This is a genomic window from Enterobacter sp. Bisph1, assembly GCF_000814905.1.
Lineage (GTDB): Bacteria > Pseudomonadota > Gammaproteobacteria > Enterobacterales > Enterobacteriaceae > Kosakonia.
On record NZ_JXAG01000031.1, the window covers coordinates 48213 to 74611 of the forward strand.

Sequence of the window (26399 nt, forward strand, 5' to 3'; positions counted from 1 at the left end):
CCTAAACTTTACAGCAGGCCGGCATGCTTAAGCGCAGTGCGGACAACATCACGACCGTGGTCGGTGATAGGCGTCATCGGCAAACGCAGCGTGTCGGTTGCTACAAGCCCCAACTCCTGACATGCCCATTTGACCGGGATCGGATTGGGTTCGACAAATAGTTTGTTGTGTAACGGCATCAGACGCTGATTGATGACGCGCGCTTCGGCAAAGTTTCCTTCGGCCGCCAGTTTACACATATCGGCCATATCGCGCGCCGCCACGTTGCTGGTCACTGAAATCACGCCGCTGCCGCCGAGCTGCATAAAGTCCAGCGCGGTGGCATCGTCGCCGCTCAGCAGGATAAAGTCGTCTGAAACCAGCTCTTTGATCTGGTGAACACGGCTTAAGTTCCCGGTCGCTTCTTTAATACCGATAATATTTTTAATTTCAGCCAGACGGCCCACGGTTTCCGGCAGCATATCGCAGCCGGTACGCGACGGCACATTATACAGAATTTGCGGCAGGTCAGTATGTTCGGCAATAGCTTTAAAGTGCTGGAACAGTCCTTCCTGAGTCGGACGATTGTAGTAAGGCGTCACCGTCAGACAGCCCACCACACCGCTACCGTTGAAGCATTGGGTCAGGCTAATGCCTTCCGCCGTCGCGTTCGCCCCGGTTCCGGCAATCACAGGAATGCGCCCGTCGGCCAGCTCTACCGTCAACTTCACCACGTCGGCATGCTCGTCATGGCTCAGGGTGGCGGACTCACCGGTAGTTCCTACCGAGACAATCGCCGTGGTTCCGTTGGCGACATGGTAATCAATCAGTTTTTTCAGGCTTGACCGGCAGACTTTACCTTGCGAATCCATCGGCGTGATAAGCGCGACAATACTTCCCGTGAACATGGGCCATCCTCTGTGCAAACAAGATTCTCAATGGTACGTGCGGTGCCGTCAGAAAAGCAAGAGACCTTAAGCCCTGCGGCGGTTGTATGCCGGTTTTTTTTATGCTTTCCTTATGATTACCTCATGTTTGACAGGAAGCTCAGGTTTGACAACCTCATCACAACACTTTTTGGTTATCACTGCGCTGGGGGCCGACAGGCCAGGCATTGTGAACACGATCACACGCCACGTCAGCAGCTGCGGCTGTAATATCGAAGACAGCCGTCTGGCGATGCTGGGGGAAGAGTTCACGTTTATAATGCTACTTTCGGGTTCGTGGAACGCCATCACCCTTATCGAATCTACGCTGCCGCTAAAAGGTGCCGAGCTGGATTTGCTGATAGTGATGAAACGCACCGATGCTCGTCTGCGTCCCGATATGCCAGCGACCGTGTGGGTGCAGGTTGAAGTCCCTGATTCGCCCCATCTGATTGAACGTTTTACCGCGCTTTTCGACGCGCACAAGATGAATATCGCGGAGTTAGTCTCCCGCACGCAGCCCGGCAATCTCGACGTTGCGCCGACGTTATTTATCCAGATAACCGCTCACAGCCCCGCGTCGCAAGACGCGTCAAATATTGAGCAGGCGTTCAAAGCACTATGTACAGAACTGAACGCGCAGGGCAGTATAAACATCGTCAACTATTCTCAGCATGATGAACAGGATGGAGTTAAGTAATGAATCCACTGAAAGCCGGTGATATTGCACCGAAATTTAGCTTGCCCGATCAAGACGGTGAACAAGTAAATTTGGCCGACTTCCAGGGACAGCGTGTTCTGGTCTATTTCTACCCGAAAGCCATGACACCAGGCTGTACTGTCCAGGCCTGTGGCCTGCGCGATAACATGGAAGAGTTAAAGAAAGCGGGCGTTGAAGTGCTGGGTATCAGCACCGATAAACCAGAAAAACTTTCCCGCTTTGCCGAAAAAGAGCTGCTTAACTTCACGCTGCTCTCCGATGAAGATCATCAGGTTTGCCAGCAGTTTGGCGTCTGGGGTGAAAAATCCTTTATGGGTAAAACCTACGACGGCATTCACCGTATTAGCTTCCTTATTGATACGGACGGCAAAGTCGAACATGTGTTTGACGACTTCAAAACCAGCAACCACCACGACATTGTGGTTAACTGGCTAAAAGAAAACGCCTGATTACGCTCCCGTCTTCCTCAGGGCGGCCGTTTGGATTCGCCCTGTGTTTTACCGATCCCGCCCTGCTTTTTGACGCCCATCACATTTCATTTAACGATGTCGACACTTGTGCCGACAGGTTATTTTTTGCTCTACGCTGACCATCACTTTTGTTCATCCTTGCCGGACCAAAATCTATTAACCATTTGATTTAGCTAATTTTATAACTTTGGCACAGCTTATGCTAAAGCAGGCTCAATGTATTTACCTCTATTCAGGGAGCCTAAATGAACCGCTTTGTGATTGCCGATCCCGAGTGGTGTATAGGATGCAATACCTGCCTTGCCGCCTGCTCGGATGTGCATAAAAGCCAGGGACTGCAGCAGCATCCGCGGCTGACGCTGGTGCGCACCGAAAACAAAACTGCGCCGATACTTTGCCGCCACTGTGATGACGCGCCGTGCCAGCAGGTGTGTCCGGTTAATGCCATTTCGTTACAGGGCGATGCCGTCTATCTCAACGAAACTCTGTGTATTGGCTGCAAACTATGCGGGCTGGTCTGCCCGTTTGGTGCGATTACTCCCGCCGGCAGCCGTCCGCTTGATACGCCAGCCCGCTACCAACATCACCTCCCCGAAGAGCAGCTGCGCGATGTCCCCGGCAGCGCCCCCGGCGAGCACCCTTTTTTACGCTGGAACGCGGGCGTACAGGCCATCGCGGTGAAATGCGATCTCTGCTATTTCCTGGCGGAAGGCCCCGCCTGCGTACGTGCGTGCCCGACCAACGCGCTGCATCTCGAGACGGAAAGCGCGCTGCAGAAACAGCTTAAAGCCCGTCGCGAGCTCGCCGCGCTGAGTTCGACAGAGATGACCTTCCCTCCTCTACCTTCTACGCCGGAGCAACGCTAATGGATGCCCTGCAATTATTGATGTGGTCAATCGTGGTGTATGTTGTCGGCGGCTTCTGCTCGTTGTTGCTGGCCCGCCGCGAGGCGTTGGCGATCAACGTCGCGGGCATGTCGGCGATGATCGGCGGGATACTGGGGATTGCCAGCGCCATAAGCGCCTTACGCGGCGGTATTCCTCTCAGCTTTGCCGCAGTCGGTCCCTTCGATTTCGCCCACTTTGTGGTGCGTATGGATAGCCTGAGCGCGTTTATGCTGCTGGTGATCTCGCTGCTGGTCACGCTGTGCGGGCTCTACTCCCTGGCCTATGTGCGGGAGTATATCGGCAAAGGCGTCGGCGCAATGGGCTTCTTTATGAACCTGTTTATCGCCTCGATGGTCGGCCTGGTGGTGATGGATAACGCCTTCTGGTTTATCGTGCTGTTTGAAATGATGTCTCTCGCCTCATGGTTTTTGGTGATTACCGACCAGGATGAAGAGTCGATTCACGCCGGGATGCTCTACTTCTTTATCGCCCACGCCGGATCGGTGCTGATCATGATCGCCTTCTTCCTGCTGTGGCGACAGAGCGGCAGCCTGGATTTTGCCAGTTTCCGCGAACTCTCGCTCTCGCCGGGCATCGCGTCGGCGGTGTTCTTGCTGGCCTTCTTCGGTTTCGGTGCCAAAGCCGGGATGCTGCCGCTACACAGCTGGCTTCCCCGTGCCCACCCGGCGGCACCTTCACACGCCTCAGCGTTAATGTCCGGCGTGATGGTGAAAATCGGTATCTTCGGCATCATCAAGGTCGGCATCGACCTGCTCGGCCATAGCGGCATCCCCTTGTGGTGGGGCGTGCTGGTGCTGGCGTTTGGCGCTGTCTCCTCGGTGCTTGGCGTGCTGTACGCCCTCGCCGAGCATGACATCAAACGCTTGCTGGCCTGGCACACGGTGGAGAACATCGGCATTATTTTGCTGGGCGTCGGCGTCGGTATGGCGGGCATTGCGTTACAGCAGCCGGTGATTGCCGCCGTCGGTCTGCTCGGCGCGCTGTTCCATCTGCTCAATCATGCCCTGTTTAAAGGCCTGCTGTTTCTCGGTGCCGGGGCGATTATCTTTCGTCTGCATACCCGCGATATGGAAAAAATGGGCGCGCTGGCAAAACGGATGCCGTGGACCGCAGGCGCGTTTCTTGTGGGCTGCCTCGCCATTTCCGCCATGCCGCCGCTGAACGGTTTTGTCAGCGAGTGGTACACCTATCAGTCCCTGTTCTCTCTGACGCGTATCGACGCCATTGTGCCGCGCCTTGCCGGGCCTATCGCCATTGTGATGCTGGCCATTACCGGGGCGCTGGCGGCGATGTGCTTCGTCAAAGTCTACGGCATCAGTTTTTGCGGCAACGCGCGCAGCGAAAAGGCTGACCAGGCGCGTGAAGTACCGTGGCCGATGGTCGCCGCGATGGCGGTTTTGGCGCTGTTGTGCGTGGTGCTCGGCGTAGGCGCAAGCTGGGTCGCACCGCATTTGATGCAGATTGCCCTGAGCTTAACGCCGTCGGCAATCTTCGCTGCGGCCAATGGCGCAACCCTTATCCCCGGCGATGCGCAACAGGCGATGCTCACTCCCTCCGCCGTTTTCATGCTGCTCCTGCTGCTGCCGCTGCTGCCCGCCGCGCTGTGGTTTATCAACCGTCAGACGCGCGGTAGATTTCGCCGCAGCGGCGATGCCTGGGCCTGCGGCTACGCATGGGAAAAAGGCATGGCGCCTTCGGCAGGCAGTTTTACCCAGCCGCTGCGGGTGATGTTTGGTCCGCTGTATCAGCTGCGAAAAACCCTCGATCCGGCCCAGCCGCTGCAACGCAGCCTTACCGGTATAACCCATGCCGCCACGCGTACGGAACCGTTCTGGGACGAGAAGATTATTCGCCCGCTGGTCAGCGCGACACAGCGCACGGCGCGCGTCGTGCAATACCTGCAAAGCGGCGACTTTCGCCTCTATTGCCTGTATGTCATCGCCGCGCTGGTGGTCCTGTTATTGACGATTGCGCTGTGAGGAGAGAAGAACAATGTTAGAACAGACTTCTGCGTGGTCACTGGGGCTTTTCGCCCTCTGCCAGTCAGCCCTGCTGCTGGCACTGACGCCGCTGTTTACCGGTATTTCCCGGCAAATCCGCGCCCGTATGCACTCCCGCCAGGGGCCGGGAATTTGGCAGGATTACCGTGATATACAAAAACTGCTTAAACGTCAGGCGGTGGCACCGGCATCATCCGGGTTGATGTTTCGCGCGATGCCGTGGGTGCTGCTTAGTAGCATGCTGCTGATAGCGATGACGCTACCGCTGTTTATCCGCACCTCGCCCTTTGCCGGGGCGGGCGATTTAATCACCCTGATTTACCTCTTTGCCCTGTTCCGCTTCTTTTTTGCCCTTTCTGGTCTCGATACCGGCAGCCCCTTCGCCGGTCTCGGCGCGAGCCGCGAGATGACGCTGGGGATTCTGGTCGAACCAATGCTAATCCTCTCTCTGCTGGTGCTGGCATTACTGGCAGGCTCCACGCAAATCAGCACCATCAGCAACACGCTTGCTGCCGGCTGGCTGTCACCGGTGGCGACGTTGCTCGCGATGCTGGCGGCCGGTTTCGCCTGTTTTATTGAGATGGGCAAAATTCCTTTTGACGTGGCGGAAGCCGAACAGGAGTTACAGGAAGGGCCGCTGACGGAGTACTCCGGCGCGGATCTGGCGCTGGTGAAATGGGGTATTGGCCTGAAACAGGTGGTGATGGCCTCGCTGTTTGTGGCGCTGTTTTTCCCCTTCGGTAATGCCGCCACGCTGACGGCGGGCGCGATGGCGTTTTCGCTGGTGATAACGCTACTGAAACTGCTGGTGGTGTTTGTGCTGGCGTCGATTGTTGAGAACTCGCTGGCGCGCGGACGCTTCCTGCTGACGCACCACCTTACCTGGCTCGGCTTCAGTCTGGCTGCGCTGTCCTACGTTTTCTGGTTAACCGGTCTGTAAGGAGCGCGGAAACATAATGGAAACTCTTGCTCTGACGACGCTGCTGTTGCCCTTTATTGGCGCGCTTGTCGTCTCGCTTTGCCCGCGAAACACCGCGCCGCGGATGGCGGTGATCTTCGCCCTGCTCTCGACCCTTGCTACCGTGCTACTGGCCTGGCGTTTTTACCAGGCGGGGAGCGAAACGGCGGATCTGCCGCTGCTGGCGGTAGGCCAGGTGGTGCTGTTCGGCCTGTTAGTCGACCGAATCAGCACGCTGATCCTGTTTGTGGTGGTGTTTCTTGGGCTGCTGGTGGCGGTTTATTCAACGGGCTACCTGACACGCGGCAACCGCGAACATCCCCACGATGGTAGCAATCGCTACTACGCCTTTCTGCTAGTGTTTATCGGCGCGATGAGCGGCTTAGTGCTCTCCTCGACGCTGCTCGGTCAACTGCTGTTTTTCGAAATTACCGGCGGCTGTTCATGGGCATTAATCAGCTACTACCAGAGTGAAAAATCCCAGCGCGCGGCAATGAAGGCGCTGCTGATAACCCATGTTGGCTCGCTGGGGCTTTACCTGGCGGCGGCGACGCTGTTTCTCAATACTCACACCTTTTCCCTTAGCGCCATCAGCCAGCTGCAGGGCCCGGCGGCATATCTGGTCTATGGCGGCATTCTGTTTGCCGCCTGGGGTAAATCGGCCCAGTTGCCTTTACAGGCCTGGCTGCCGGATGCGATGGAAGCGCCTACCCCGGTGAGCGCTTACTTACACGCTGCGTCAATGGTGAAGGTGGGGGTGTACATTTTTGCCCGCGCTATCGCAGAAGGCGGCCAGGTCCCGCACCTCATTAGCTGGATTGGCGTCGGTATGGCAACGCTGACGCTGGTGTACGGCTTTTTGATGTACCTGCCGCAAAAAGATATGAAGCGGCTGCTGGCCTGGTCGACCATTTCCCAACTGGCGTGGATTTTTCTGGCGCTCTCTATTTCCACCCTCGGCTCGCCGCTGGCCTTCAAAGCGGGGATTGTTTACATCTTCAACCACGCTTTTGCTAAGAGCCTGTTCTTCCTGGTGGCCGGAGCCGTTAGCTACAGCTGCGGTACGCGTCTGATGCCGCGCCTGAGAGGCGTAATGCGCACGTTACCGCTGGCCGGTATCGGCTTTTGCATCGCCGCGCTGGCGATTACCGGCGTGCCGCCGTTTAACGGTTTTTTTAGCAAATTCCCCCTCTTCGCCGCCGGGTTTTCCCTCTCCAGTGACTATCCGCTGCTGCTGCCGGTGATGATTCTGGCGCTGGTGGAGTCGGTGGCCAGCTTTGGCTGGTTTATTTACTGGTTCGGGCGCGTGGTACCGGGCGAACCGAGTGAAGAGGTGGCACAGGCGGCACCGCTGCCTTACGCCATGAAACTGGTGCTGGTGATATTGATGGTGATGTCGCTGTGCTCAAGCGTGATCGCTGCGGCGTGGCTTGGATAAGGGAGTCGAGAATGACAGGAACACTGCTTGTTAATAACCTGGCGGGGCTAATGATGTTTACCTCGCTGCTGGTGATCTGCGCCAGACGCTACTCCGTCTCCTGCTGGTTGTATGCCCTGCAATCACTGGTGCTGGTTTCAATATTTTTCACCCTCTCGCAATTGCTGGACGCCAGCCAACTGCTGATGTGGTCGTTCAGCGCCTTGATTACCAAAGTGCTGCTGGTGCCGCTGATTATGGGCTACATGTTTCGCAAGATGGCCGCCACCGATGTTGGCGAGCGTCTGTTTGGCCCGGCGACGCTGATGCTAATGGCGGCGGCAATTGTGCTGCTGTGCTGGTTTGTGGTGCGCCCGGTGCAGTTACCAATGCTCGCGCCGTTAAAACCGGCGCTGGCGGTGGCCCTCGGCCACTTCCTGCTCGGGCTGCTGTGCATTATCAGCCAGCGCAATATCCTGCGGCAAATTTTTGGCTACTGCCTGATGGAGAACGGCTCGCATTTGGTGCTGGCGCTGCTCGCCTGGCGCGCGCCGGAGCTGGTGGAGATCGGTATCGCTACCGACGCTATCTTTGCGGTGATTGTGATGGTGCTGCTGGCGCGAAAAATCTGGCGCACCCACGGTACGCTGGATGTGAACACACTCACGGCGCTGAAGGGGTAATACCATGAGCCATACCTTGATGTTCACCCTGTTAATATTGACGCCGCTTTTGGTTTCCGCCCTCTGTTTTAGCTGTCGTCTGCGGGGCAATGGGGCGCACAGTCTGGTCACGCTGGTGCACGCTGTGGGGATCACCCTGCTGATGATTATCGCCCTGTGGACCGTGGTTGAAGCGGTGCGCGAAGGAGAAATTTTCGCCGCGCACCGCTGGTTGCATATCGACAGCCTGAGCGGGTTGTTCCTGTCGCTGCTGGGAATTATCGGCTTTATCACCGGCATCTATTCGATTGGCTATATGCGCCACGAAGTCGATCACGGTGAAATCAGCGTACCGACGCTGTGCAACTACTACGGTTTTTTCCATCTGTTTTTGTTCACCATGCTGCTGGTGGTCACCAGTAATAACCTGATTGTGATGTGGGCGGCGATTGAAGCCACTACCCTCAGTTCGGCGTTTCTGGTGGGCATTTACGGCCAGCGCTCGTCGCTGGAAGCGGCGTGGAAATACATCATTATCTGTACCGTCGGCGTGGCGTTTGGCCTGTTCGGCACGGTGCTGGTGTATGCCAACGCCGCCAGTTTTATGGCGCAACCGGAGAACGCCATTTTCTGGACCGAGGTGCTAAAAGAGAGCAGCCTGCTCGACCCGACGCTGATGGTGTTGGCATTTGTGTTTGTGCTGATTGGCTTTGGTACCAAAACCGGGCTGTTCCCGATGCACGCCTGGCTGCCGGATGCCCACAGCGAAGCGCCAAGCCCGGTGAGCGCGCTGCTTTCGGCGGTGCTACTCAACTGTGCGCTGCTGGTGCTGATTCGCTACTACATCATTATTTGCCGCGCCATTGGCGACAGCTTCCCCAATACGCTGCTGCTGATTTTCGGCATGTTGTCGGTGGGCGTTGCGGCGTTTTTCATCCTCGTGCAGCAGGATATGAAACGCCTGCTGGCCTACTCCAGCGTCGAAAACATGGGGCTGGTGGCGGTGGCGCTGGGCATCGGCGGCCCGCTCGGCATTCTGGCGGCGCTGCTGCATACCCTTAATCACAGCTTGGTGAAAACGCTGCTGTTTTGCGGCTCCGGCAATGTGCTGCTGAAATATGGCACCCGCAATATCAATGTGGTGTGCGGCATGTTGAAAGTGATGCCGTTTACCGCCGTGCTGCTTGCAGGCGGCGCACTGGCGCTGGGCGGCATGCCGCCGTTCAATATTTTCCTCAGCGAATTTATGACTATCACCGCCGGGCTGGCGGCAGAACATCTCGCTCTCACTATTCTGCTGCTTGTCCTGCTGACGCTGGTGCTCGCCGGGCTGGTGCGCATGGTGGCAAAAGTGCTGTTTGCCACGCCGCCACAGCAGGTCGCCAGCGGCGAACTGGGCTGGCTTACTACCGCGCCAATGGCAGTTTTACTGGTGATGATGCTGGTGATGGGTACACATATTCCACAGCCCGTCAGCCGCTTACTGGTCAATGCCGCAAGCATTGTACAGCCCGATAACGATCAACATCCCACCCAGCTCGGCTGGCTATGGGCCAGTTTCGATACCACCGCTACTTCGGCAACACCGCCGCATCGTCAGGGAGAGTGAAAGTGAGTTATTTAGCAAGCGTCAACCTTCAGCAACCGCGCGGCAACGCCTGTCTTGCCGCACTGAAGGCGCAGTTTCCCGGCGCGGTGCTGGACGAGGAGCGCCAGACTTTTGAACAAGTCACGATTACGGTGAAACTCAACCTGCTGCCGGAAATTGTGCACTATCTCTATTACCAGCATGACGGCTGGCTGCCGGTGCTGTTTGGCAACGATGAACGCGCCCTGAATGGTCATTACGCGGTCTATTACGCCCTGTCGATGGAGGGCGCAGAGAAGTGCTGGATCGTGGTTAAAGCACTGGTCGATGCCAACACGCGCGAATTCCCCTCGGTAACGCCGCGTGTTCCTGCCGCCGTGTGGGGCGAGCGCGAAATCCGCGATATGTACGGCCTGATCCCGGTCGGTTTACCGGATCAGCGCCGCCTTGTGTTGCCGGATGACTGGCCGGACGATCTGCACCCGCTGCGTAAAGACACCATGGATTACCGCCTGCGCCCGGAACCCACCAGCGACACGGAAAACTACTCGTTTATTAACGATGGCGGCAGTTCCGCGCGCATCGTACCGATTGGCCCGCTGCATATTACCTCCGATGAACCAGGACACTTTCGTCTGTTTGTCGATGGCGAACGCATTGTCGATGCCGATTACCGTCTGTTCTATGTCCATCGCGGCATGGAAAAGCTGGCAGAAACCCGCATGGGCTATAACGAAGTAACCTTTCTCTCCGACCGGGTTTGCGGCATCTGCGGCTTTGCTCACAGCGTGGCCTATACCACCTCGGTGGAGAATGCGCTGGGCATTATCGTCCCCCAGCGGGCACACACCATCCGTTCGGTTTTGCTGGAAGTTGAGCGCCTGCATAGCCATCTGCTGAATATTGGCCTCTCCTGCCACTTTGTCGGTTTCGACACCGGTTTTATGCAGTTTTTCCGCATCCGCGAAAAATCGATGACCATGGCGGAGCTGCTGACCGGCTCGCGCAAAACCTACGGTCTGAATCTGATTGGCGGCATCCGTCGTGACATTCTGAAAGAGCAGCGGGTGAAAACCATTCAACTGGTAAAAGAGATGCGGGCGGAAGTAACGCAACTGGTCGATATGCTGCTGTCGACGCCGAATATGGCGCAGCGCACCCAGGGCGTCGGCATCCTCGATCGCAAGATAGCGCGGGATTTCAGCCCGGTTGGGCCGCTTATCCGCGGCAGCGGTTTCGCCCGCGATCTGCGCTTCGATCATCCTTATGCCGATTACGGCAACCTGCCGAAAACCCTCTTCAGCTTCGCCGATGGCGACGTCTTTTCGCGCCTGATGGTGCGGGTCAAAGAGGTGTTCGATTCCCTGTCGATGATTGAATTTGCCCTCGATAACCTGCCGGATACGCCGCTGCTGACGGAAGGCTTTAGCTATCAGCCGCACAAATTCGCCCTCGGCTATGTGGAAGCGCCGCGCGGGGAAGATGTGCACTGGAGCATGCTCGGCGACAACCAGAAGCTTTACCGCTGGCGCTGTCGCGCAGCGACCTACGCTAACTGGCCGGTGCTGCGCTATATGCTGCGCGGCAACACCGTGTCCGATGCGCCGCTGATTATCGGCAGCCTCGATCCCTGCTATTCGTGTACTGACCGCGTAACGCTGGTGGATGTGCGCAAGCGTAAATCCACCACCGTGCCCTATAAAGAGATCGAACGTTACGCCATAGACAGGCGCCACTCGCCGCTGAAGTAAGGAAAGAGACGATGCTGAAATTGTTGAAAACCATTCTCCACGCGGGCGAGCCGACGGTGAAATACCCCTTCGCGCCGCTGGAGGTCTGTCCGGGATTTCGCGGCAAACCGGAGCTGGATCCGCTGCAGTGTATCGCCTGTGGGGCGTGCACATCCGCCTGCCCGGCAAACGCGCTGACCATGGAGACAGTGAGCGAAGAGAACCGCCGCGTCTGGCAGCTGTTTATTGGCCGCTGCATCTATTGCGGACGCTGCGAGGAGGTCTGCCCGACGCGGGCAATTCGTCTGTCGGAAGAGTTCGAGCTGGCGGTGACCCATAAAGCCGATCTCTACGTTCGCGCCACGCTCCGTCTGCAGCACTGTCGCGAGTGCGGCGTGCCCTTCGCGCCGGAGAAATCCGTGGCGCTGGCGGTTGAGCTGCTGGCGCTGAATCAAAACGCGCCGCAGCAGGTCGAGCACTTACGTGCGCAGGCTTCGCTGTGCCCGGCCTGTCGCCGTCGCGCCGCGCTGGAGCATCGCGGCAGCGTTAATGTTCATTACTATCTTAAGGAGCAAGCATGAGCAGCGAGGTGAAGGTGTCCAGGCAGCATGTTAGCCAGCCGGTGCAGCTTGATGAATCCGCGCAGAAAATGAAACAGCTGCTGCTGCGTGATATCCAGCGCTCCGCCTACGTTTATCGCGTGGACTGCGGCGGCTGTAACGGCTGCGAAATCGAAATTTTTGCCGCCATTACGCCGCTGTTCGATGCCGAACGCTTTGGTATCAAAGTGGTGGCTTCTCCGCGCCATGCCGATATTTTGCTGTTTACCGGTGCGGTCACCCGCGCCATGCGCATGCCTGCCCTGCGCGCGTGGGAAGCCGCGCCGGATCATAAAATTGCTATCTCTTACGGCGCCTGCGGCGTCGGCGGCGGCATCTTTCACGATCTCTACTGCGTATGGGGCGGCAGCGACACCATTGTGCCCATTGATGTGTGGATCCCCGGTTGCCCACCCACGCCTGCGGCGACTATTCACGGGTTTGCCGTTGCCCTCGGCTTGCTGAAACAAAAACTGCACGCCGTCGATCATCAACAGGCGGTGGACGAAACCGCCAGCGTGCGCTGGCCTGATCTGCCGCTGGCCTTACGCGTAACGATTGAACGACTGGCGCGCCAGTTAGCGGGCTATCGTCAGGGAAGAGAGATTGCCGACCACTTGTTTAGTCTGGTGGTCGCCGGGGATCCGGCGCAGGCCACGCAGCGGGTAAATGCGTGGCTGCAACAGGCGGAGGATCCGCGCCTGACGGCGATCGTTTCACAATTGATGAACGAGCTGGAGCGCGCCCATGTCTGAACACGACGGCAAAGTGATGTTCTGGCTGCTGCGGCAAAAGTTTGTCGATAACAGCGTCGAGCTTGAGGAGAAGAGCCGCCAGGTGATGTACTACTCGCTGGCGATTGGCCATCACGTTGGGGTGATCGACTGCCTAAACGTGACCCTCGAATGCCCGGCCGCCGACTATCAGCAGTGGCTCACGTTGTTCGATGATGCCGACGCCAGGCGCAAAATGCAGGGGCTATTAACCTTTGGCGAAATCGTCATTGATGCCAGCCACATTAACACCCTGGCACCAACCTTTGCGCAGCTTGCCGAAACCGCCCAATCGCCGTGGCGCGAATGGAGTCGCCAGTTGCTGCAACACTTACAGGATATGGCGCAGGAGCCTGCGCTCTATCTGATGGTGCGTAAGATTGATTGAACCTACGGCAGATAAAAGTCAGCCCGGTGAGTTATCCGTGAAGCTTGTAACACTACAAAAAACAGGGGTATTGTACTATTCACGCTCACCAATAAGGGCGATGTATCCATGATCTTACGGCAGTTGCTGGAACAGAGTAATCTCACTTCCCTGCTCGGGGCGTTTATCCCCTTACCGCCCCCTTTCAGCCCCGCCCAGTTTATTGAATTACGTCTGAATAACGCCTGGTTCTGGCGCTGCTTTGACGATGGCAGCCATGAGAGTGGCGGCTGCGAATACGGCGGAAAAATCAGCGACAGCGTGCTGCATCTCATCCGGCTTGCGCAAAACGATATGCTGGAGCTGCGGTTTGTCCGCACCGATAACGGTCACTTCAACGAGCAGGACAGCGCAATGTTCGGCTGGCTGGCACGGCTGGCTGGCCAGGCGCTGGAAGAGGAACTTTCCCGTGCGAGGCTCAGCCAGGCGATGGACGCGCTACGCGAAGAGCGCGATCACCATCGTGTGCTGGTGGATATCACCAACTCGGTGCTCTCCCATCTGGATTTGGATGAACTGGTTGCCGATGTATCGCAGGAGATTCATCGCTTTTTCGGCATCGACAATATCCGCGTGATCCTGCGCGATTCGCTGCACTCCCGCGAGCTGATTTGCCATGCCACCCATTTTCCCCACTGCCCGCCGGAAACTGAACGCTTTACCCTGCGCAGCGATAGCGAGGTGGTGCTGGCGGCGCTTAATGACAACCGCAGCGCACTGCTACAGCAGGATCGGGACGAAGGGTTATGGCAGCGCGATCCGGCTCTGCAGCAGTTGGCGATGCAGAGCTTAAACGTGGTTTATATTTTGCCGCTGATCTTTAGCCACCATTCGCCGGGGGTGCTGGTATTGGCGCACCGTGACGCTACGATTTTCACTGAGCAAAACTGTCGATTATTGCAGCAGATCGCCGACAGAATTGGCATTGCCGTCGATAATGCCGACGCTTACCGGCAGGTGATCCACTTAAAAGAGAATCTCAACAGCGAAAACCGCAAGCTGAATGAGCAAATTGCCTCCGGTCAAAGTTTTGGCGACATCATTTACCAGAGCGACGCCATGCACGACGTGCTTTCGCAGGTCAATATTGTCGCCCTCAGCGATAGCACGGTACTGATCCTTGGCGAAACCGGCACGGGGAAAGAGATTATCGCCCGCGCCCTGCATCAGATGAGCCCGCGTAAAGATAAACCGCTGGTGAAAATCAACTGCGCCGCCATTCCCGCCAGCCTGCTGGAAAGTGAACTGTTTGGTCATGATAAAGGGGCCTTTACCGGGGCCATTAATGCGCATCGCGGGCGTTTTGAGATGGCGGATGAAGGCACGCTGTTTCTCGACGAGATTGGCGATATGCCGCTGGAGCTGCAGCCAAAGCTGCTGCGCGTGCTGCAGGAGCGTGAGATTGAGCGTATCGGCGGCACGAAAACTATTCCGGTCAATGTGCGGGTGATCGCCGCCACTAACCGCGATCTGCGCCAGATGGTGATTGACCGCGAGTTTCGCAACGATCTCTTTTATCGCCTCAACGTCTTCCCGCTGATGCTACCGCCGTTGCGCGAGCGCCCGGAGGATATCCCGTTACTGGCGCGCTACTTTACGCAAAAGCTGGCGCGCCGCCTTAACCGCACTATCGATACCATTCCCGCCGACACCATTAACCAGCTGCTGCGCTATGAGTGGCCGGGCAACGTACGCGAGCTGGAAAACGTGATTGAACGCGCCGTGCTGCTGGCGCGGGATAACACCCTTAATCTGCATCTGCATACGCAAACCGTTAGCATGGTGCAGCCGGTGAGCCATGATCCTTTCCCCTTTACGTTGCCTAAAGTCGCCGAAATGATGCGCCCGGAGCCGCCGGAAAATGACGAAGCGGAACGCCAGCAGATTATTCAGGTTCTGCGCGAAACCAACGGCATTGTTGCCGGGCCGCGCGGCGCGGCGGCGAAACTCGGTATGAAACGCACCACGCTTCTCTCCCGCATGCAGCGCCTCGGTATTGCCGTGCGCGAAGTGCTGTAACTCCCGATTCTGTGAACCCGTTAACGCTCGACGCCAGGACGCTGGTATGCGCTATGCATAGGCTGACGGGCATCTCGCGTATGTACATTGGATCAGGAGAATCATATGGAAACCGGCAACGCATTTGACCTGCGCCTTCCTGCGGAAATGGCAAAAGTCGCCGAGCAGTCTGGATTATATAAAGTCAGCAAGCGGAAAGAGCAGTCATTCTTCCTCGCAATAACCGCAGGGGTATTTATTTCCATTGCTTTCGTGTTCTACATTACCGTCACCGCTGGCCCTGCGCCGGCTACGGCACTGGCGAAACTGGCGGGCGGGGTCTGTTTTTCCCTCGGGTTGATTCTGGTGGTGGTCTGCGGTGCGGACCTCTTCACCTCGACGGTACTGACGGTCATGGCGAAAGCCAGCGGGCTTATTAGCTGGCGGCAGCTCATTGTTAACTGGGTGATTGTCTATTTCGGTAACCTGGTGGGAGCGCTGTTTTTTGTGGCGCTGATCTGGTTTGCCGGGCAGACGATGAATAGCAACGGCCTGTGGGGGCTGAATGTTCTGCAAACCGCCGATCACAAAATGCATCACACTTTTATTGAAGCAGTTTGTCTCGGCACGCTGTGCAATTTAATGGTCTGTCTGGCGGTGTGGATAAGTTATTCGGGACATACACTGACGGACAAAATCATGGCGATGCTGCTGCCGATCGGCATGTTTGTCGCCAGCGGTTTTGAGCACAGTATCGCCAATATGTTTCTGCTGCCGCTGGCGGTGATTATCCGTTACTTTGCGCCGGAGAGTTTCTGGAGCGCGGTGCACAGCTCGCCGGATAACTTCCCGGCGCTGACCTTTAGCAACGTGATTACCGATAATCTCTTCCCCGTGACGATTGGCAATATTATCGGCGGCGGCCTACTGGTGGGCATTACTTACTGGATTATTTATCTGCGCCATCAGAAAGAGGCGCATTAAGGCTAACGGCGGGCGACAGCGTATTGTCGCCCGCGCGCGTTACTCTTGTGTTATTACCGGCGAATCGGGCCAGGCGTGAATCACCGCCTGAATCAGCGTCGCCAGCGGAATGGCAAAAAAGACGCCCCAGAATCCCCACAGCCCGCCGAAGATAATCACCGATAAAATAATTACCAGCGGGTGTAAATTCACCGCTTCGGAGAACAGCACCGGCACCAGCAGGTTGCCATCCAGCGCCTGGATAATCAGATAGACGGCAAAACAGCTCCAGAATTCAGTACCGAGGCCGAACTGGAACAGCGCCACGCCGACCACCGGGATGGTCACCACAAAGGCACCGATATACGGAATTAATACCGAGAAACCGACCAGCACCGCCAGCAGCAGCGAATAGTTAAGGCCAAACAGGATAAAACCAATCCAGGTGGCGATACCGACAACAACCATCTCCAGCACTTTGCCACGGATATAGTTGGTGATTTGCTGGTTCATCTCTTTCCACACCTGGCCCGCCAGCCCGCGATTGCGCGGCAGTACGCGGCGCACGGCATTTAGCATCTGCTCTTTATCTTTCACCAGGAAGAAGACCATCAGCGGCACCAGCACCAGATAGACCGCCAGCGTCAGCAGACCGACCAATGATGCCAGGGAGTATTTCACCACTGAATCGCCCATGCCGAGCATCCGCGCGCGCATATTTTCCGCCATCGCATCGATAATCCCGGCGTCCATTAATGCCGGGTAACGGCGCGGCAGGGTGGCGGCATAATCAGACAGCGTGCTTAACATACCGGGCAGATCGCGAATCAGGTAAATGCCCTGCTGCCAGGCTACCGGCATCACCACAAACGCCATCACCAGCAGGATGCCGACGAACAGCACCATGACAATTGTCGCCGCCCAGGTACGCGAACAACCGATGCGCTGCAAACGCGCGGTGGGCCACTCAAGGAGATAGGCGATGACAACCGCCACCAACAGCGGCGCGAGAAGACCGCTAAAGAAGAAGAGAATACAAAAACCCGCGAGCAGAATGACCAGTAGCGCAATCGCCTCCGGATCGCTGAAGCGGCGGCGGTACCACTGCGTTAACATTTCGAGCATAACGTTCCTTTCAAATCTTCTGAGCGCGGTTAAGGAGTGGAATTGTATCTAAATGTCACAAAAAAGACTTCGCTTTTTGTCTCCTTTACGGGAAACATAACGATCGATTACAGAGGGTGTTTTTCATTGCTGAAGGCGGCTACACTCGAAGGCCGATAAACCGGAACCAGGCCGCCGAAAGCAGGTCTTTAGTGAGTCACTCCCAATACAGGAAAGAGGTTATGTTCAGGCAGTTGAAACGAACGCTGGTCGCAACCCTGATTGCCGCACTCAGTGCGGGCGCTATCGCCCCGACATGGGCAGATTCCATTGATAGCACGCTGCCGGATATGGGCACCTCGGCCGGCAGCACGCTCTCCATTGGTCAGGAGCTGGAGATGGGCGACTATTACGTCCGCCAGCTTCGCGGCAGCGCGCCGCTGATCAACGATCCCCTGCTGGTGCAGTACATTAATGGCCTCGGCATGCGGCTGGTGGCCCACGCGGATTCGGTTAAAACCCCTTTTCACTTTTATCTGATCAATAACGATGAGCTCAACGCTTTCGCCTTTTTTGGCGGTAATGTCGTGCTGCACGCCGCACTCTTTCGCTATACGGATAATGAAAGCCAGCTCGCCTCGGTGATGGCCCATGAAATTTCCCACGTCACCCAGCGTCACCTGGCGCGGGCGATGGAAGATCAAAAACGCAACGCACCGCTGACCTGGGCGGGCGTGCTGGGTTCAATTTTACTGGCGATGGCGAGCCCGCAAGCGGGAATGGGTGCGCTGACGGGCACGCTGGCCGGCACCCAACAGGGGCTGATCAGTTTTACCCAACAGAATGAACAGGAAGCGGATCGTATTGGCATTCAGGTTTTGCAACGTGCCGGTTTTGATCCGCAGGCGATGCCGACTTTCCTGGAAAAATTGCTCGATCAGTCGCGCTACTCCTCGCGTCCACCGGAAATTTTGCTGACGCACCCGCTGCCGGAAAGCCGTCTGTCGGATGCACGTAACCGCGCCAACCAAATGCGCCCGGTGGTAGCGCAATCCTCCGCAGATTTTTATATGGCGAAGGCCCGCACCCTGGGCATGTACAACGCGGGGCGTAATCAGCTGAGCAGCGATCTGCTGGATAGTTGGTCGAAAGGCAATGTGCGTGAGCAGCGCGCGGCGCAATATGGCCGGGCGTTACAGGCGATGGAAGCGAAAAACTATAGCGAGGCGGCAAAAATCCTCCAGCCCCTATTGAGTGAAAATCCCAACAACGCCTGGTATCTCGATCTGGCGACGGATATCGACCTTGGGCAGGGCAAAAGCGCCGAGGCCATTAAACGTCTTAATGCCGCCAGCGAACTGAAAACCAATCCGGTGCTGCAACTGAATCTGGCGAATGCTTACCTGGAAGGCGGTCAGCCAGCAGAAGCGGCGCGTATTCTTAACCGTTACACCTTTACCAATAAAGATGATGTTAACGGCTGGGATTTACTCGCCCAGACGCAAGCAGCGCTGCATAACCGCGATCAGGAACTGGCGGCCCGCGCTGAAGGTTTAGCGCTGGCGGGGAGACTGGATCAGGCAATTACCTTGCTGAGCAGCGCCAGTTCGCAGGTCAAACTCGGCAGCCTGCAGCAGGCACGTTACGATGCGCGCATCGACCAGCTACGCCAGCTGCAGCTGCGGTTCAAGCCGTACCAGAAGATGTAATAAGGAGAAGAGATGTCAGAGACGGTGACGATTTATCATAACCCACGCTGCTCCAAGAGCCGCGAAACCCTCGCGCTGCTGAAAGAGCATGGCGTGGAGCCAGAAATCGTGCTTTATCTCGAGACGCCGCCGGACGCCGCAACGATTGAAAAGCTGCTGCAGATGCTCGGCATGTCCAGCGCGCGCGAACTGATGCGCAGCAAAGAAGATCTCTATAAGGCGCTGAACCTTGACGACAGCACCCTTACGCAAGAGCAGCTGGTGCAGGCGCTGGTTGAAAACCCGAAGCTTATCGAGCGCCCGATTGTGGTCAATAAAGGGAAAGCGCGTATCGGCCGCCCGCCGGAGCAGGTGCTGGAAATTTTAGCGTGATAATACCCTCGCCGGACGGCGAGGGTTCAGAGTTTGAGGATCTCTTTAACGAAGGGAATGGTCAGCTTGCGCTGGGCGGTGATCGACGCGCGATCCAGTTCGTCCAGCGTATCAAACAGCGTGCGCATCTCGCGATCCAGCCGCTTTAACAGAAACCGTCCGACATCTTCCGGCAGTTCAAAACCGCGGATCCGCGCTCGCAGCTGCAAGGCCTGCAGTTTGTCCTCATCGGACAGGGGCTGCAGTTTATAGATTTGCCCCCAGTCCAGCCGTGATGCCAAATCCGGCAGCCCCAAATTAAGCTGGCGCGGCGGACGATCGCCGGTAATTAACAAGCGCGTTTTGCCCTGCTCGAGAATGCGGTTGTAGAGATTGAATATTGCCATCTCCCAGAGTTCATCCCCGGCAATGCATTCAATATTATCAATACACACCAGCGAGAGATGCTCCATCCCTTCCAGCACTTCTGGCACAAACCAGGTGCGCTTATCCAGCGGCACATAGCCGACCGCATCGCCGCGCTGGGAGAGTTCGGCGCAGGCGGCGTGCAGCAAATGGCTGCGCCCGGCGCCTTCACGGGACCAGAAATAGATATAACCGCTATGGGCCTGGCGCAAGACGTTTTGCAGCGCCGCCAGTAAAGAGGGGTTATCACCCGGCCAGAAACTCGCGAAGGTTTCGTCATCGGGTAAATATAATGGCAGGGAGAGCTGTGCCGGCGTGTTCAGAGATACCTCTTCAGGGCTTACAAAAAACGCAGTGAGTCTATCACATAATGTTGCGCGGTTTGAACCGGGCACTGCGCCCGGTTCAATTCAGCACATAGTTATGACTGCGCACTGTCGTTGTCTGGCGAATCGAGCACCACTTCTTCCGGGCGCAGGACGCTAATCAGCTTAAAGATAAGGCTTAAGCCGACGCCAACGATCGTTGCCAGCGCCATCCCTTTCAGCTCGGCGGCACCAATATGCACTTTCGCGCCGCTGACGCCGATAATCAGGATAACCGAGGTGAGGATCAGGTTTTGCGCCTTACTGTAATCGACTTTCGACTCGATCAGCACGCGAATACCGGACGCGCCGATCACGCCGTACAGCAGCAGCGACACGCCGCCCATTACCGGAACCGGGATAATCTGGATCGCCGCCGCTAGTTTGCCGACGCAGGAGAGCAGAATGGCGATAATCGCCGCGCCGCCAATCACCCAGGTACTGTAAACGCGGGTGATCGCCATAACGCCGATATTTTCACCGTAGGTGGTGTTCGGCGTGGAGCCGAAGAAGCCGGAGATCATGGTGGAAAGGCCGTTGGCGAACATCGAACGATGCAGGCCCGGATCGCGAATCAGATCTTTTTTGACGATATTCGCCGTCACCACCAGGTGACCGACGTGCTCGGCAATTACCACCAGCGCAGCAGGCAGAATGGTGAAAATGGCAAACCACTCAAAGCGCGGCGTATAGAAGGTTGGCAGGGCAAACCAGTGCGCCTGCGCAATCGGCGTGGTATCAACAACACCCATGACAAAAGAGAGCGCATAGCCCGCCAGCACGCCGATAAGGATCGGGATAATCGCCATAAAGCCACGGAACAGTACCGAACCAAACACCGTTACGCCCAGCGTCACCAGCGAGATAATCACGGTTTTCGAATCCGCGCTCTGCCCTTCCGCCGGCAGCAGTCCGGCCATATTCGCCGCCACGCCCGCCAGTTCCAGACCGATGACGGCAACGATTGCGCCCATCGCCGCAGGCGGGAACATCACATCCAGCCAGCCGGTACCCGCTTTTTTAACGATTAACGCGACGAGGCAGAACAGTACGCCGCACATAATGAATCCACCGAGCGCCACTTCATAACCCAGCGGCAACAGCAGCAGCACCGGCGAGATAAAGGCAAAGCTTGAGCCGAGATAGGCCGGGATTTTCCCTTTACAAATAAAGATATATAGCAGCGTTCCGACACCATTGAACAACAGCACGGTGGCCGGGTTAATGTGGAACAGGATTGGCACCAGCACGGTTGCGCCGAACATGGCGAACAGATGCTGTAAACTAAGCGGGATCGTCTGCAAAAGCGGCGGTCTTTCACTCACCCCGATAGCACGGCGCGTCATAGTGTTTTCCTCAGTGTGTTGTCGTTAATCCGCCCGTCCAAAACGGCGAGCAGTGTTATGAATTCCAAAAAAAAGCCGACTATCAAAGTCGGCTTTCGCATTGTTATCGTTTATTTCGTACCAAAGATTTTGTCACCGGCGTCGCCGAGGCCCGGAATAATGTACCCGTGCTCATTCAACCCCTGGTCAATCGACGCGGTATAGAGTTCAACGTCCGGGTGCGCTTTTTCCAGCGCCGCCAGACCTTCCGGTGCGGCAACCAGCACCAGTACTTTAATGCTGTGACAACCGGCGTTTTTCAGCAGGTCAATGGTGGCGATCATCGAACCGCCGGTCGCCAGCATCGGGTCAACAACCAGCGCCATACGCTCGTCAATGTTGGAGACCAGCTTCTGGAAGTACGGAACCGGCTCCAGCGTCTCTTCATTACGGTAGATACCAACCACGCTGATGCGCGCGCTCGGAACGTGCTCAAGCACGCCTTCCATCATGCCCAGGCCTGCGCGCAGGATCGGCACAACGGTGATTTTCTTACCTTTAATCTGCTCAACCTGAACCGGGCCGTTCCATCCTTCGATGGTCACTTTCTCGGTTTCCAGATCCGCCGTTGCTTCATAGGTCAGCAGGCTGCCCACTTCTGAGGCGAGTTCACGAAAGCGTTTGGTGCTGATGTCGTTCTCTCGCATCAGGCCCAGCTTGTGTTTGACGAGTGGGTGTTTTACTTCCACGACCTTCATACTCTTCTCCTTTCCCCAGACAGGTGGCAGCCACAAAAAAAATCGCCGGATTATACCGCTTTTTTTCCGTTGCGCTACAGGAAGGCGCTTGATCACGATCAATCAGAATGGAAATGAGTATATCGCAAGATTCCGTCGCACCCTGAAATAATGGACTCGCAAACGTTTGCCTTGGCTGCTAGAATTGCGCCGAAATTTATTTCTACCGCAAGTCAAAGCGTGGGGACTGAAGCAGTGACCGATAAAACCTCTCTCAGCTATAAAGATGCCGGTGTTGATATCGACGCGGGCAATGCTCTGGTGGACCGAATCAAAGGCGTGGTGAAGAAAACCCGCCGTCCGGAAGTGATGGGCGGACTGGGCGGCTTCGGCGCGCTGTGCGCATTGCCGCAAAAATATCGTGAACCCGTACTGGTTTCCGGCACTGACGGCGTTGGGACAAAACTGCGTCTGGCGATGGATCTGCAACGTCACGACACCATCGGTATCGATCTGGTGGCGATGTGCGTCAACGACCTGGTGGTACAGGGCGCTGAGCCGCTGTTCTTCCTCGACTATTACGCCACCGGCAAGCTGGATGTCGATACCGCCGCCAGCGTGATTAACGGCATCGCCGAAGGCTGTCTGCAATCCGGCTGCGCGCTGGTGGGCGGCGAAACGGCGGAGATGCCGGGCATGTATCACGGGGAAGATTACGACGTCGCCGGTTTCTGCGTCGGCGTGGTAGAAAAATCAGAAATTATTGACGGTTCAAAAGTCGCCGACGGCGATGTGCTGTTGGCGCTGGCCTCCAGCGGCCCGCACTCCAACGGGTATTCACTGGTGCGTAAAGTGCTGGAAGTCAGCGCTGCCGATCCGTTAACCACGCAGCTTGAAGGCAAACCGCTGGCGGATCATCTGCTGGAACCGACCCGTATCTACGTTAAATCGGTGCTTGAGCTGATTGAGAATGTCGATGTCCACGCCATTGCGCACCTGACGGGCGGCGGTTTCTGGGAAAATATTCCGCGCGTACTGCCGGATAATACTCAGGCGGTGATCGACGAATCCTCCTGGCAGTGGCCAGCGGTGTTTAACTGGCTGCAAAGTGCCGGTAACGTTAGCCGTCACGAAATGTACCGCACCTTTAACTGCGGCGTTGGGATGGTGATTGCGCTGCCGGCCGCTGAAGCGGACAAAGCCATCACCCTGCTGACGGCGAAAGGTGAAAAGGCCTGGAAAATTGGTACTATCAACGCTTCCGATTCCAGCGAGCGTGTGGTTATTGAATGAAAAACATTGTGGTGCTGATTTCCGGTAACGGGAGCAATTTGCAGGCGATTATCGATGCCTGCAAACAGAAAAAAATCAACGGCACCCTGCGGGCAGTCTTCAGTAACAAGGCCGATGCGTTCGGCCTTGAGCGTGCGCGGGAAGCCGCCATTCCCGCCCACGCGCTGAGCGCCACACAGTTTGCCAGCCGCGATGCCTTTGACCGCGAGCTGATGCAGGAGATAGATGCCTACGCGCCGGATCTGGTGGTGCTGGCGGGTTATATGCGTATTCTTAGCCCGGCGTTTGTCGCCCACTACGCCGGACGTCTGCTGAATATTCACCCTTCCCTGCTGCCCAAGTATCCTGGCCTGCATACGCATCGCCAGGTGCTGGAAAACGGGGACGAAGAGCACGGCACCAGCGTGCACTTTGTCACCGATGAGCTGGACGGCGGCCCGGTTATCTTGCAGGCCAAAGTACCGGTATTCGATGGCGATACGGAAGAAGAGATAACCGAGCGCGTACAGTCCCAGGAGCATGCTATTTACCCGCTGGTGGTGAGCTGGTTTGTTGACGGTCGTCTGAAAATGGACGGTAATAGCGCCTGGCTGGATGGCGTGCGCTTACCCCCTGAAGGCTATGCGGCTGATGAATAATTCCCGCGCTTAATTGCTGTTCTCCCTGCCCGCTGCGGCAGGGTTACTTTCCTCTTCCCTACAAAAAGTCACTTTATTTCCATTGTCTTAGCGCTAATCGACGGATTACTGTCATACTTTTTTGCCACAGTTGGACATCTGATGGTAAAGCTCGCCATAATAAGTTGTGCCATATGCAGGGATGCCAGCTACGTTCACCTGGAAGGTCAGGGCACCGCGAGAGCGAGAAAGATTTGCCATGTCCCGAGTAAGAACCGGAGTGTAAACAGGAATGGGTCAGGAAAAGTTATATCTCGAAAAAGAACTAAGCTGGTTGTGCTTCAATGAACGCGTTCTCCAGGAAGCGGCAGATAAAAGTAACCCTCTTATCGAACGCATGCGTTTTTTGGGTATCTATTCCAATAATCTCGATGAATTTTATAAAGTTCGCTTTGCTGAACTGAAACGCCGCTTAATCATTAGCGAAGAGCAAGGCGTGATTACCAATTCGCGTCATCTGCTGGGCAAGATCCAGTCCCGCGTACTAAAAGCCGATCAGGAGTTCGACGGTCTTTACAACGACCTGCTGCTGGAAATGGCACGCAATGAAATTTTCCTGATTAACGAACGCCAGCTGTCGCAAAAACAGCAGGAGTGGCTGCGCAGTTACTTTAAACAGTTTCTGCGCCAGCACATTACGCCGACGATTATCAACCGCGAAACCAACCTGGTGAAGTTCCTGAAGGATGATTACACCTATCTGGCGGTGGAGATCATTCGCGGGGAAGAGATACGTTACGCGCTGCTGGAGATCCCATCAGATAAAGTGCCGCGCTTTGTTAATCTGCCGCCGGAAGCGCCCCGTCGTCGCAAACCGATGATCCTGCTGGATAACATTTTGCGTTACTGCCTGGATGATATTTTCAGCGGTTTCTTCGATTATGACGCCCTCAATGCCTATTCGATGAAAATGACCCGTGACGCCGAATATGACCTGGTGCACGAGATGGAATCGAGCCTGATGGAGCTGATGTCCTCGAGCCTGAAACAGCGCCTGACCGCCGAGCCGGTGCGTTTTGTCTATCAGCGCGACATGCCGGAAGCGATGGTGGAAATGCTGCGCGACAAGCTCAGCATCTCCCGCTACGACTCGATTATTCCCGGCGGGCGTTACCACAACTTTAAAGACTTTATTGGTTTTCCGAACGTCGGCAAAGCCACGCTGGTTAATAAACCGATGCCGCGCCTGCGCCATATCTGGTTCGACAAATTCCGCAACGGTTTCGACGCTATTCGCGAACGCGATGTGCTGCTCTACTACCCTTATCACACCTTTGAACACGTGCTGGAACTGCTGCGCCAGGCCTCTTTCGACCCGAGCGTAGTGGCAATTAAAATTAATATTTATCGCGTGGCGAAAGATTCACGCATTATTGATGCCATGATCCACGCGGCGCACAACGGTAAAAAAGTCACCGTAGTGGTGGAACTACAGGCGCGCTTCGATGAAGAGGCGAATATCCATTGGGCGAGACAGCTGACGGATGCCGGTGCGCAGGTTATTTTCTCGGCACCGGGTTTGAAAATCCATGCCAAACTGTTCCTTATTTCCCGTCTGGAAGGGGAAGAAGTGGTGCGCTATGCGCATATTGGCACCGGTAACTTTAACGAGAAAACCGCCCGGCTCTATACGGACTATTCACTGCTTACCGCCGATCCGCGCATCACCAATGAAGTGCGTCGGGTGTTCAATTTTATTGAAAACCCCTATCGTCCGGTCAATTTCGACTATTTGCTGGTCTCGCCGCAGAATTCGCGCACCCTGCTGTACAAAATGATCGATACGGAAATTGCCAACGCGCAGGAAGGGAACCCGTCGGGCATCACGCTGAAGCTGAATAATCTTGTCGATAAAGGGCTGATAGACAGGCTCTATACCGCGTCCAGTTCTGGCGTGCCGGTGAACCTGCTGGTACGCGGTATGTGCTCGCTGATTCCGCAACTGGAAGGCATCAGCGAAAATATTCGTGTCATCAGTATCGTTGATCGTTATCTTGAGCACGATCGCATCTATATTTTTGAGAACGGCGGTGATAAACGCGTTTATCTCTCCTCCGCAGACTGGATGACACGTAATATCGATTACCGTATCGAAGTGGCCGCGCCGCTCCTCGATCCGCGCCTGAAACAGCGCGTTCTGGATATCATTGAATTGCTGTTAAGTGATACCGTGAAGGCCAGGTATATCGATAAAGAACTGAGTAATCGCTATGTGCCGCGGGGCAACCGCCGTAAAGTGCGCGCACAGCAGGCGATTTACGACTACATCAAATCACTCGAACAGCCCAATTAA

Annotated in this window: 24 protein-coding genes; 19 read left to right on the forward strand and 5 right to left on the reverse strand. The window is 56.3% G+C overall.

Features of this window, described 5'->3' with window-relative positions:
• Nucleotides 1–8: 8 nt before the first annotated feature.
• Nucleotides 9–887: a 4-hydroxy-tetrahydrodipicolinate synthase gene (dapA, locus tag RW65_RS06255; RefSeq protein ID WP_039055833.1), complete on the reverse strand. Its 879-nt coding sequence runs from the start codon at nt 885–887 to the stop codon at nt 9–11.
• 145 nt (nt 888–1032) lie between these two features.
• Between dapA and RW65_RS06260 the strand changes: the two genes are divergently transcribed.
• The 14 genes from RW65_RS06260 to focA all read left to right on the forward strand — a co-directional run bounded on the left by RW65_RS06260 (nt 1033) and on the right by focA (nt 16140).
• Nucleotides 1033–1605, forward strand: coding sequence for a glycine cleavage system transcriptional repressor (locus RW65_RS06260; RefSeq protein ID WP_039055834.1), 573 nt, complete (start codon nt 1033–1035; stop codon nt 1603–1605).
• On the forward strand, nt 1605–2075 hold the full coding sequence (gene bcp, locus RW65_RS06265; RefSeq protein WP_039055835.1) for a thioredoxin-dependent thiol peroxidase: 471 nt from the start codon (nt 1605–1607) through the stop codon (nt 2073–2075). Before RW65_RS06260 ends, bcp begins: the two co-directional genes overlap by 1 nt.
• Nucleotides 2076–2341: 266 nt before the next feature.
• Entirely contained in the window at nt 2342–2962 is a 621-nt protein-coding gene (locus RW65_RS06270) for a 4Fe-4S dicluster domain-containing protein (protein WP_039055836.1), read from the forward strand.
• Complete coding sequence (hyfB, locus tag RW65_RS06275) at nt 2962–4983, forward strand: hydrogenase 4 subunit B (protein ID WP_039055837.1); 2022 nt, start codon at nt 2962–2964, stop codon at nt 4981–4983. The genes RW65_RS06270 and hyfB overlap by 1 nt, the downstream gene beginning before the upstream one ends.
• A gap of 13 nt (nt 4984–4996) precedes the next feature.
• Entirely contained in the window at nt 4997–5944 is a 948-nt protein-coding gene (locus RW65_RS06280; protein ID WP_039055838.1) for a respiratory chain complex I subunit 1 family protein, read from the forward strand.
• A 16-nt stretch (nt 5945–5960) separates the two neighbouring features.
• On the forward strand, nt 5961–7400 hold the full coding sequence (locus RW65_RS06285; RefSeq protein WP_039055839.1) for a hydrogenase 4 subunit D: 1440 nt from the start codon (nt 5961–5963) through the stop codon (nt 7398–7400).
• 11 nt (nt 7401–7411) lie between these two features.
• On the forward strand, nt 7412–8062 hold the full coding sequence (gene hyfE / locus RW65_RS06290) for a hydrogenase 4 membrane subunit (protein WP_039055840.1): 651 nt from the start codon (nt 7412–7414) through the stop codon (nt 8060–8062).
• A 4-nt stretch (nt 8063–8066) separates the two neighbouring features.
• Nucleotides 8067–9650 (forward strand): hydrogenase 4 subunit F, encoded by a 1584-nt coding sequence (hyfF, locus tag RW65_RS06295; protein ID WP_039055841.1) that lies wholly within the window; start codon nt 8067–8069, stop codon nt 9648–9650.
• Complete coding sequence (locus RW65_RS06300; protein WP_039055842.1) at nt 9647–11380, forward strand: hydrogenase large subunit; 1734 nt, start codon at nt 9647–9649, stop codon at nt 11378–11380. The genes hyfF and RW65_RS06300 overlap by 4 nt, the downstream gene beginning before the upstream one ends.
• Nucleotides 11381–11391: 11 nt before the next feature.
• Nucleotides 11392–11940, forward strand: coding sequence for a hydrogenase 4 subunit H (hyfH, locus tag RW65_RS06305; protein ID WP_039055843.1), 549 nt, complete (start codon nt 11392–11394; stop codon nt 11938–11940).
• Nucleotides 11937–12713 (forward strand): NADH-quinone oxidoreductase subunit B family protein, encoded by a 777-nt coding sequence (locus RW65_RS06310; protein ID WP_039055844.1) that lies wholly within the window; start codon nt 11937–11939, stop codon nt 12711–12713. Before hyfH ends, RW65_RS06310 begins: the two co-directional genes overlap by 4 nt.
• Nucleotides 12706–13119 carry a formate hydrogenlyase maturation HycH family protein gene (locus tag RW65_RS06315; protein WP_039055845.1) on the forward strand — a complete coding sequence of 138 codons (414 nt, stop codon included), beginning with the start codon at nt 12706–12708 and terminating at the stop codon, nt 13117–13119. Before RW65_RS06310 ends, RW65_RS06315 begins: the two co-directional genes overlap by 8 nt.
• Before the next feature lie 108 nt (nt 13120–13227).
• A complete protein-coding gene (locus RW65_RS06320) occupies nt 13228–15177 on the forward strand; it encodes a sigma 54-interacting transcriptional regulator (RefSeq protein WP_039055846.1) in 1950 nt (649 codons plus the stop codon).
• A gap of 105 nt (nt 15178–15282) precedes the next feature.
• Nucleotides 15283–16140: a formate transporter FocA gene (gene focA, locus RW65_RS06325; RefSeq protein WP_039055848.1), complete on the forward strand. Its 858-nt coding sequence runs from the start codon at nt 15283–15285 to the stop codon at nt 16138–16140.
• 39 nt (nt 16141–16179) lie between these two features.
• Here the strand turns inward: focA and RW65_RS06330 are convergent, their stop codons facing one another.
• Entirely contained in the window at nt 16180–17244 is a 1065-nt protein-coding gene (locus RW65_RS06330; protein ID WP_039055849.1) for an AI-2E family transporter, read from the reverse strand.
• Between the two features lie 221 nt (nt 17245–17465).
• On the opposite strand from RW65_RS06330, the gene bepA reads away from it, so the two are divergent.
• Together bepA and arsC are read left to right on the forward strand one after the other, a co-directional pair.
• The gene (gene bepA / locus RW65_RS06335; protein ID WP_039055850.1) at nt 17466–18932 is read left to right on the forward strand and encodes a beta-barrel assembly-enhancing protease; all 1467 of its coding nucleotides are present in this window, start codon (nt 17466–17468) and stop codon (nt 18930–18932) included.
• Between the two features lie 12 nt (nt 18933–18944).
• Entirely contained in the window at nt 18945–19304 is a 360-nt protein-coding gene (gene arsC / locus RW65_RS06340) for an arsenate reductase (glutaredoxin) (RefSeq protein WP_039055851.1), read from the forward strand.
• Nucleotides 19305–19330: 26 nt separating this feature from the next.
• On the opposite strand, the gene RW65_RS06345 is transcribed toward arsC, so the two are convergent.
• The 3 genes from RW65_RS06345 to upp all read right to left on the reverse strand — a co-directional run bounded on the left by RW65_RS06345 (nt 19331) and on the right by upp (nt 22157).
• Entirely contained in the window at nt 19331–20032 is a 702-nt protein-coding gene (locus tag RW65_RS06345) for a DnaA inactivator Hda (RefSeq protein WP_039055945.1), read from the reverse strand.
• A 98-nt stretch (nt 20033–20130) separates the two neighbouring features.
• Nucleotides 20131–21420 (reverse strand): uracil permease, encoded by a 1290-nt coding sequence (gene uraA / locus RW65_RS06350; RefSeq protein WP_039055852.1) that lies wholly within the window; start codon nt 21418–21420, stop codon nt 20131–20133.
• A 110-nt stretch (nt 21421–21530) separates the two neighbouring features.
• Complete coding sequence (gene upp, locus RW65_RS06355) at nt 21531–22157, reverse strand: uracil phosphoribosyltransferase (protein WP_039055853.1); 627 nt, start codon at nt 22155–22157, stop codon at nt 21531–21533.
• Between the two features lie 234 nt (nt 22158–22391).
• On the opposite strand from upp, the gene purM reads away from it, so the two are divergent.
• The 3 genes from purM (at nt 22392) to ppk1 (ending at nt 26399) form a co-directional block, all read left to right on the forward strand.
• On the forward strand, nt 22392–23429 hold the full coding sequence (gene purM, locus RW65_RS06360; RefSeq protein ID WP_039055946.1) for a phosphoribosylformylglycinamidine cyclo-ligase: 1038 nt from the start codon (nt 22392–22394) through the stop codon (nt 23427–23429).
• Nucleotides 23426–24067 carry a phosphoribosylglycinamide formyltransferase gene (gene purN / locus RW65_RS06365; protein WP_039055854.1) on the forward strand — a complete coding sequence of 214 codons (642 nt, stop codon included), beginning with the start codon at nt 23426–23428 and terminating at the stop codon, nt 24065–24067. Before purM ends, purN begins: the two co-directional genes overlap by 4 nt.
• Nucleotides 24068–24338: 271 nt before the next feature.
• Entirely contained in the window at nt 24339–26399 is a 2061-nt protein-coding gene (gene ppk1 / locus RW65_RS06370) for a polyphosphate kinase 1 (protein WP_039055856.1), read from the forward strand.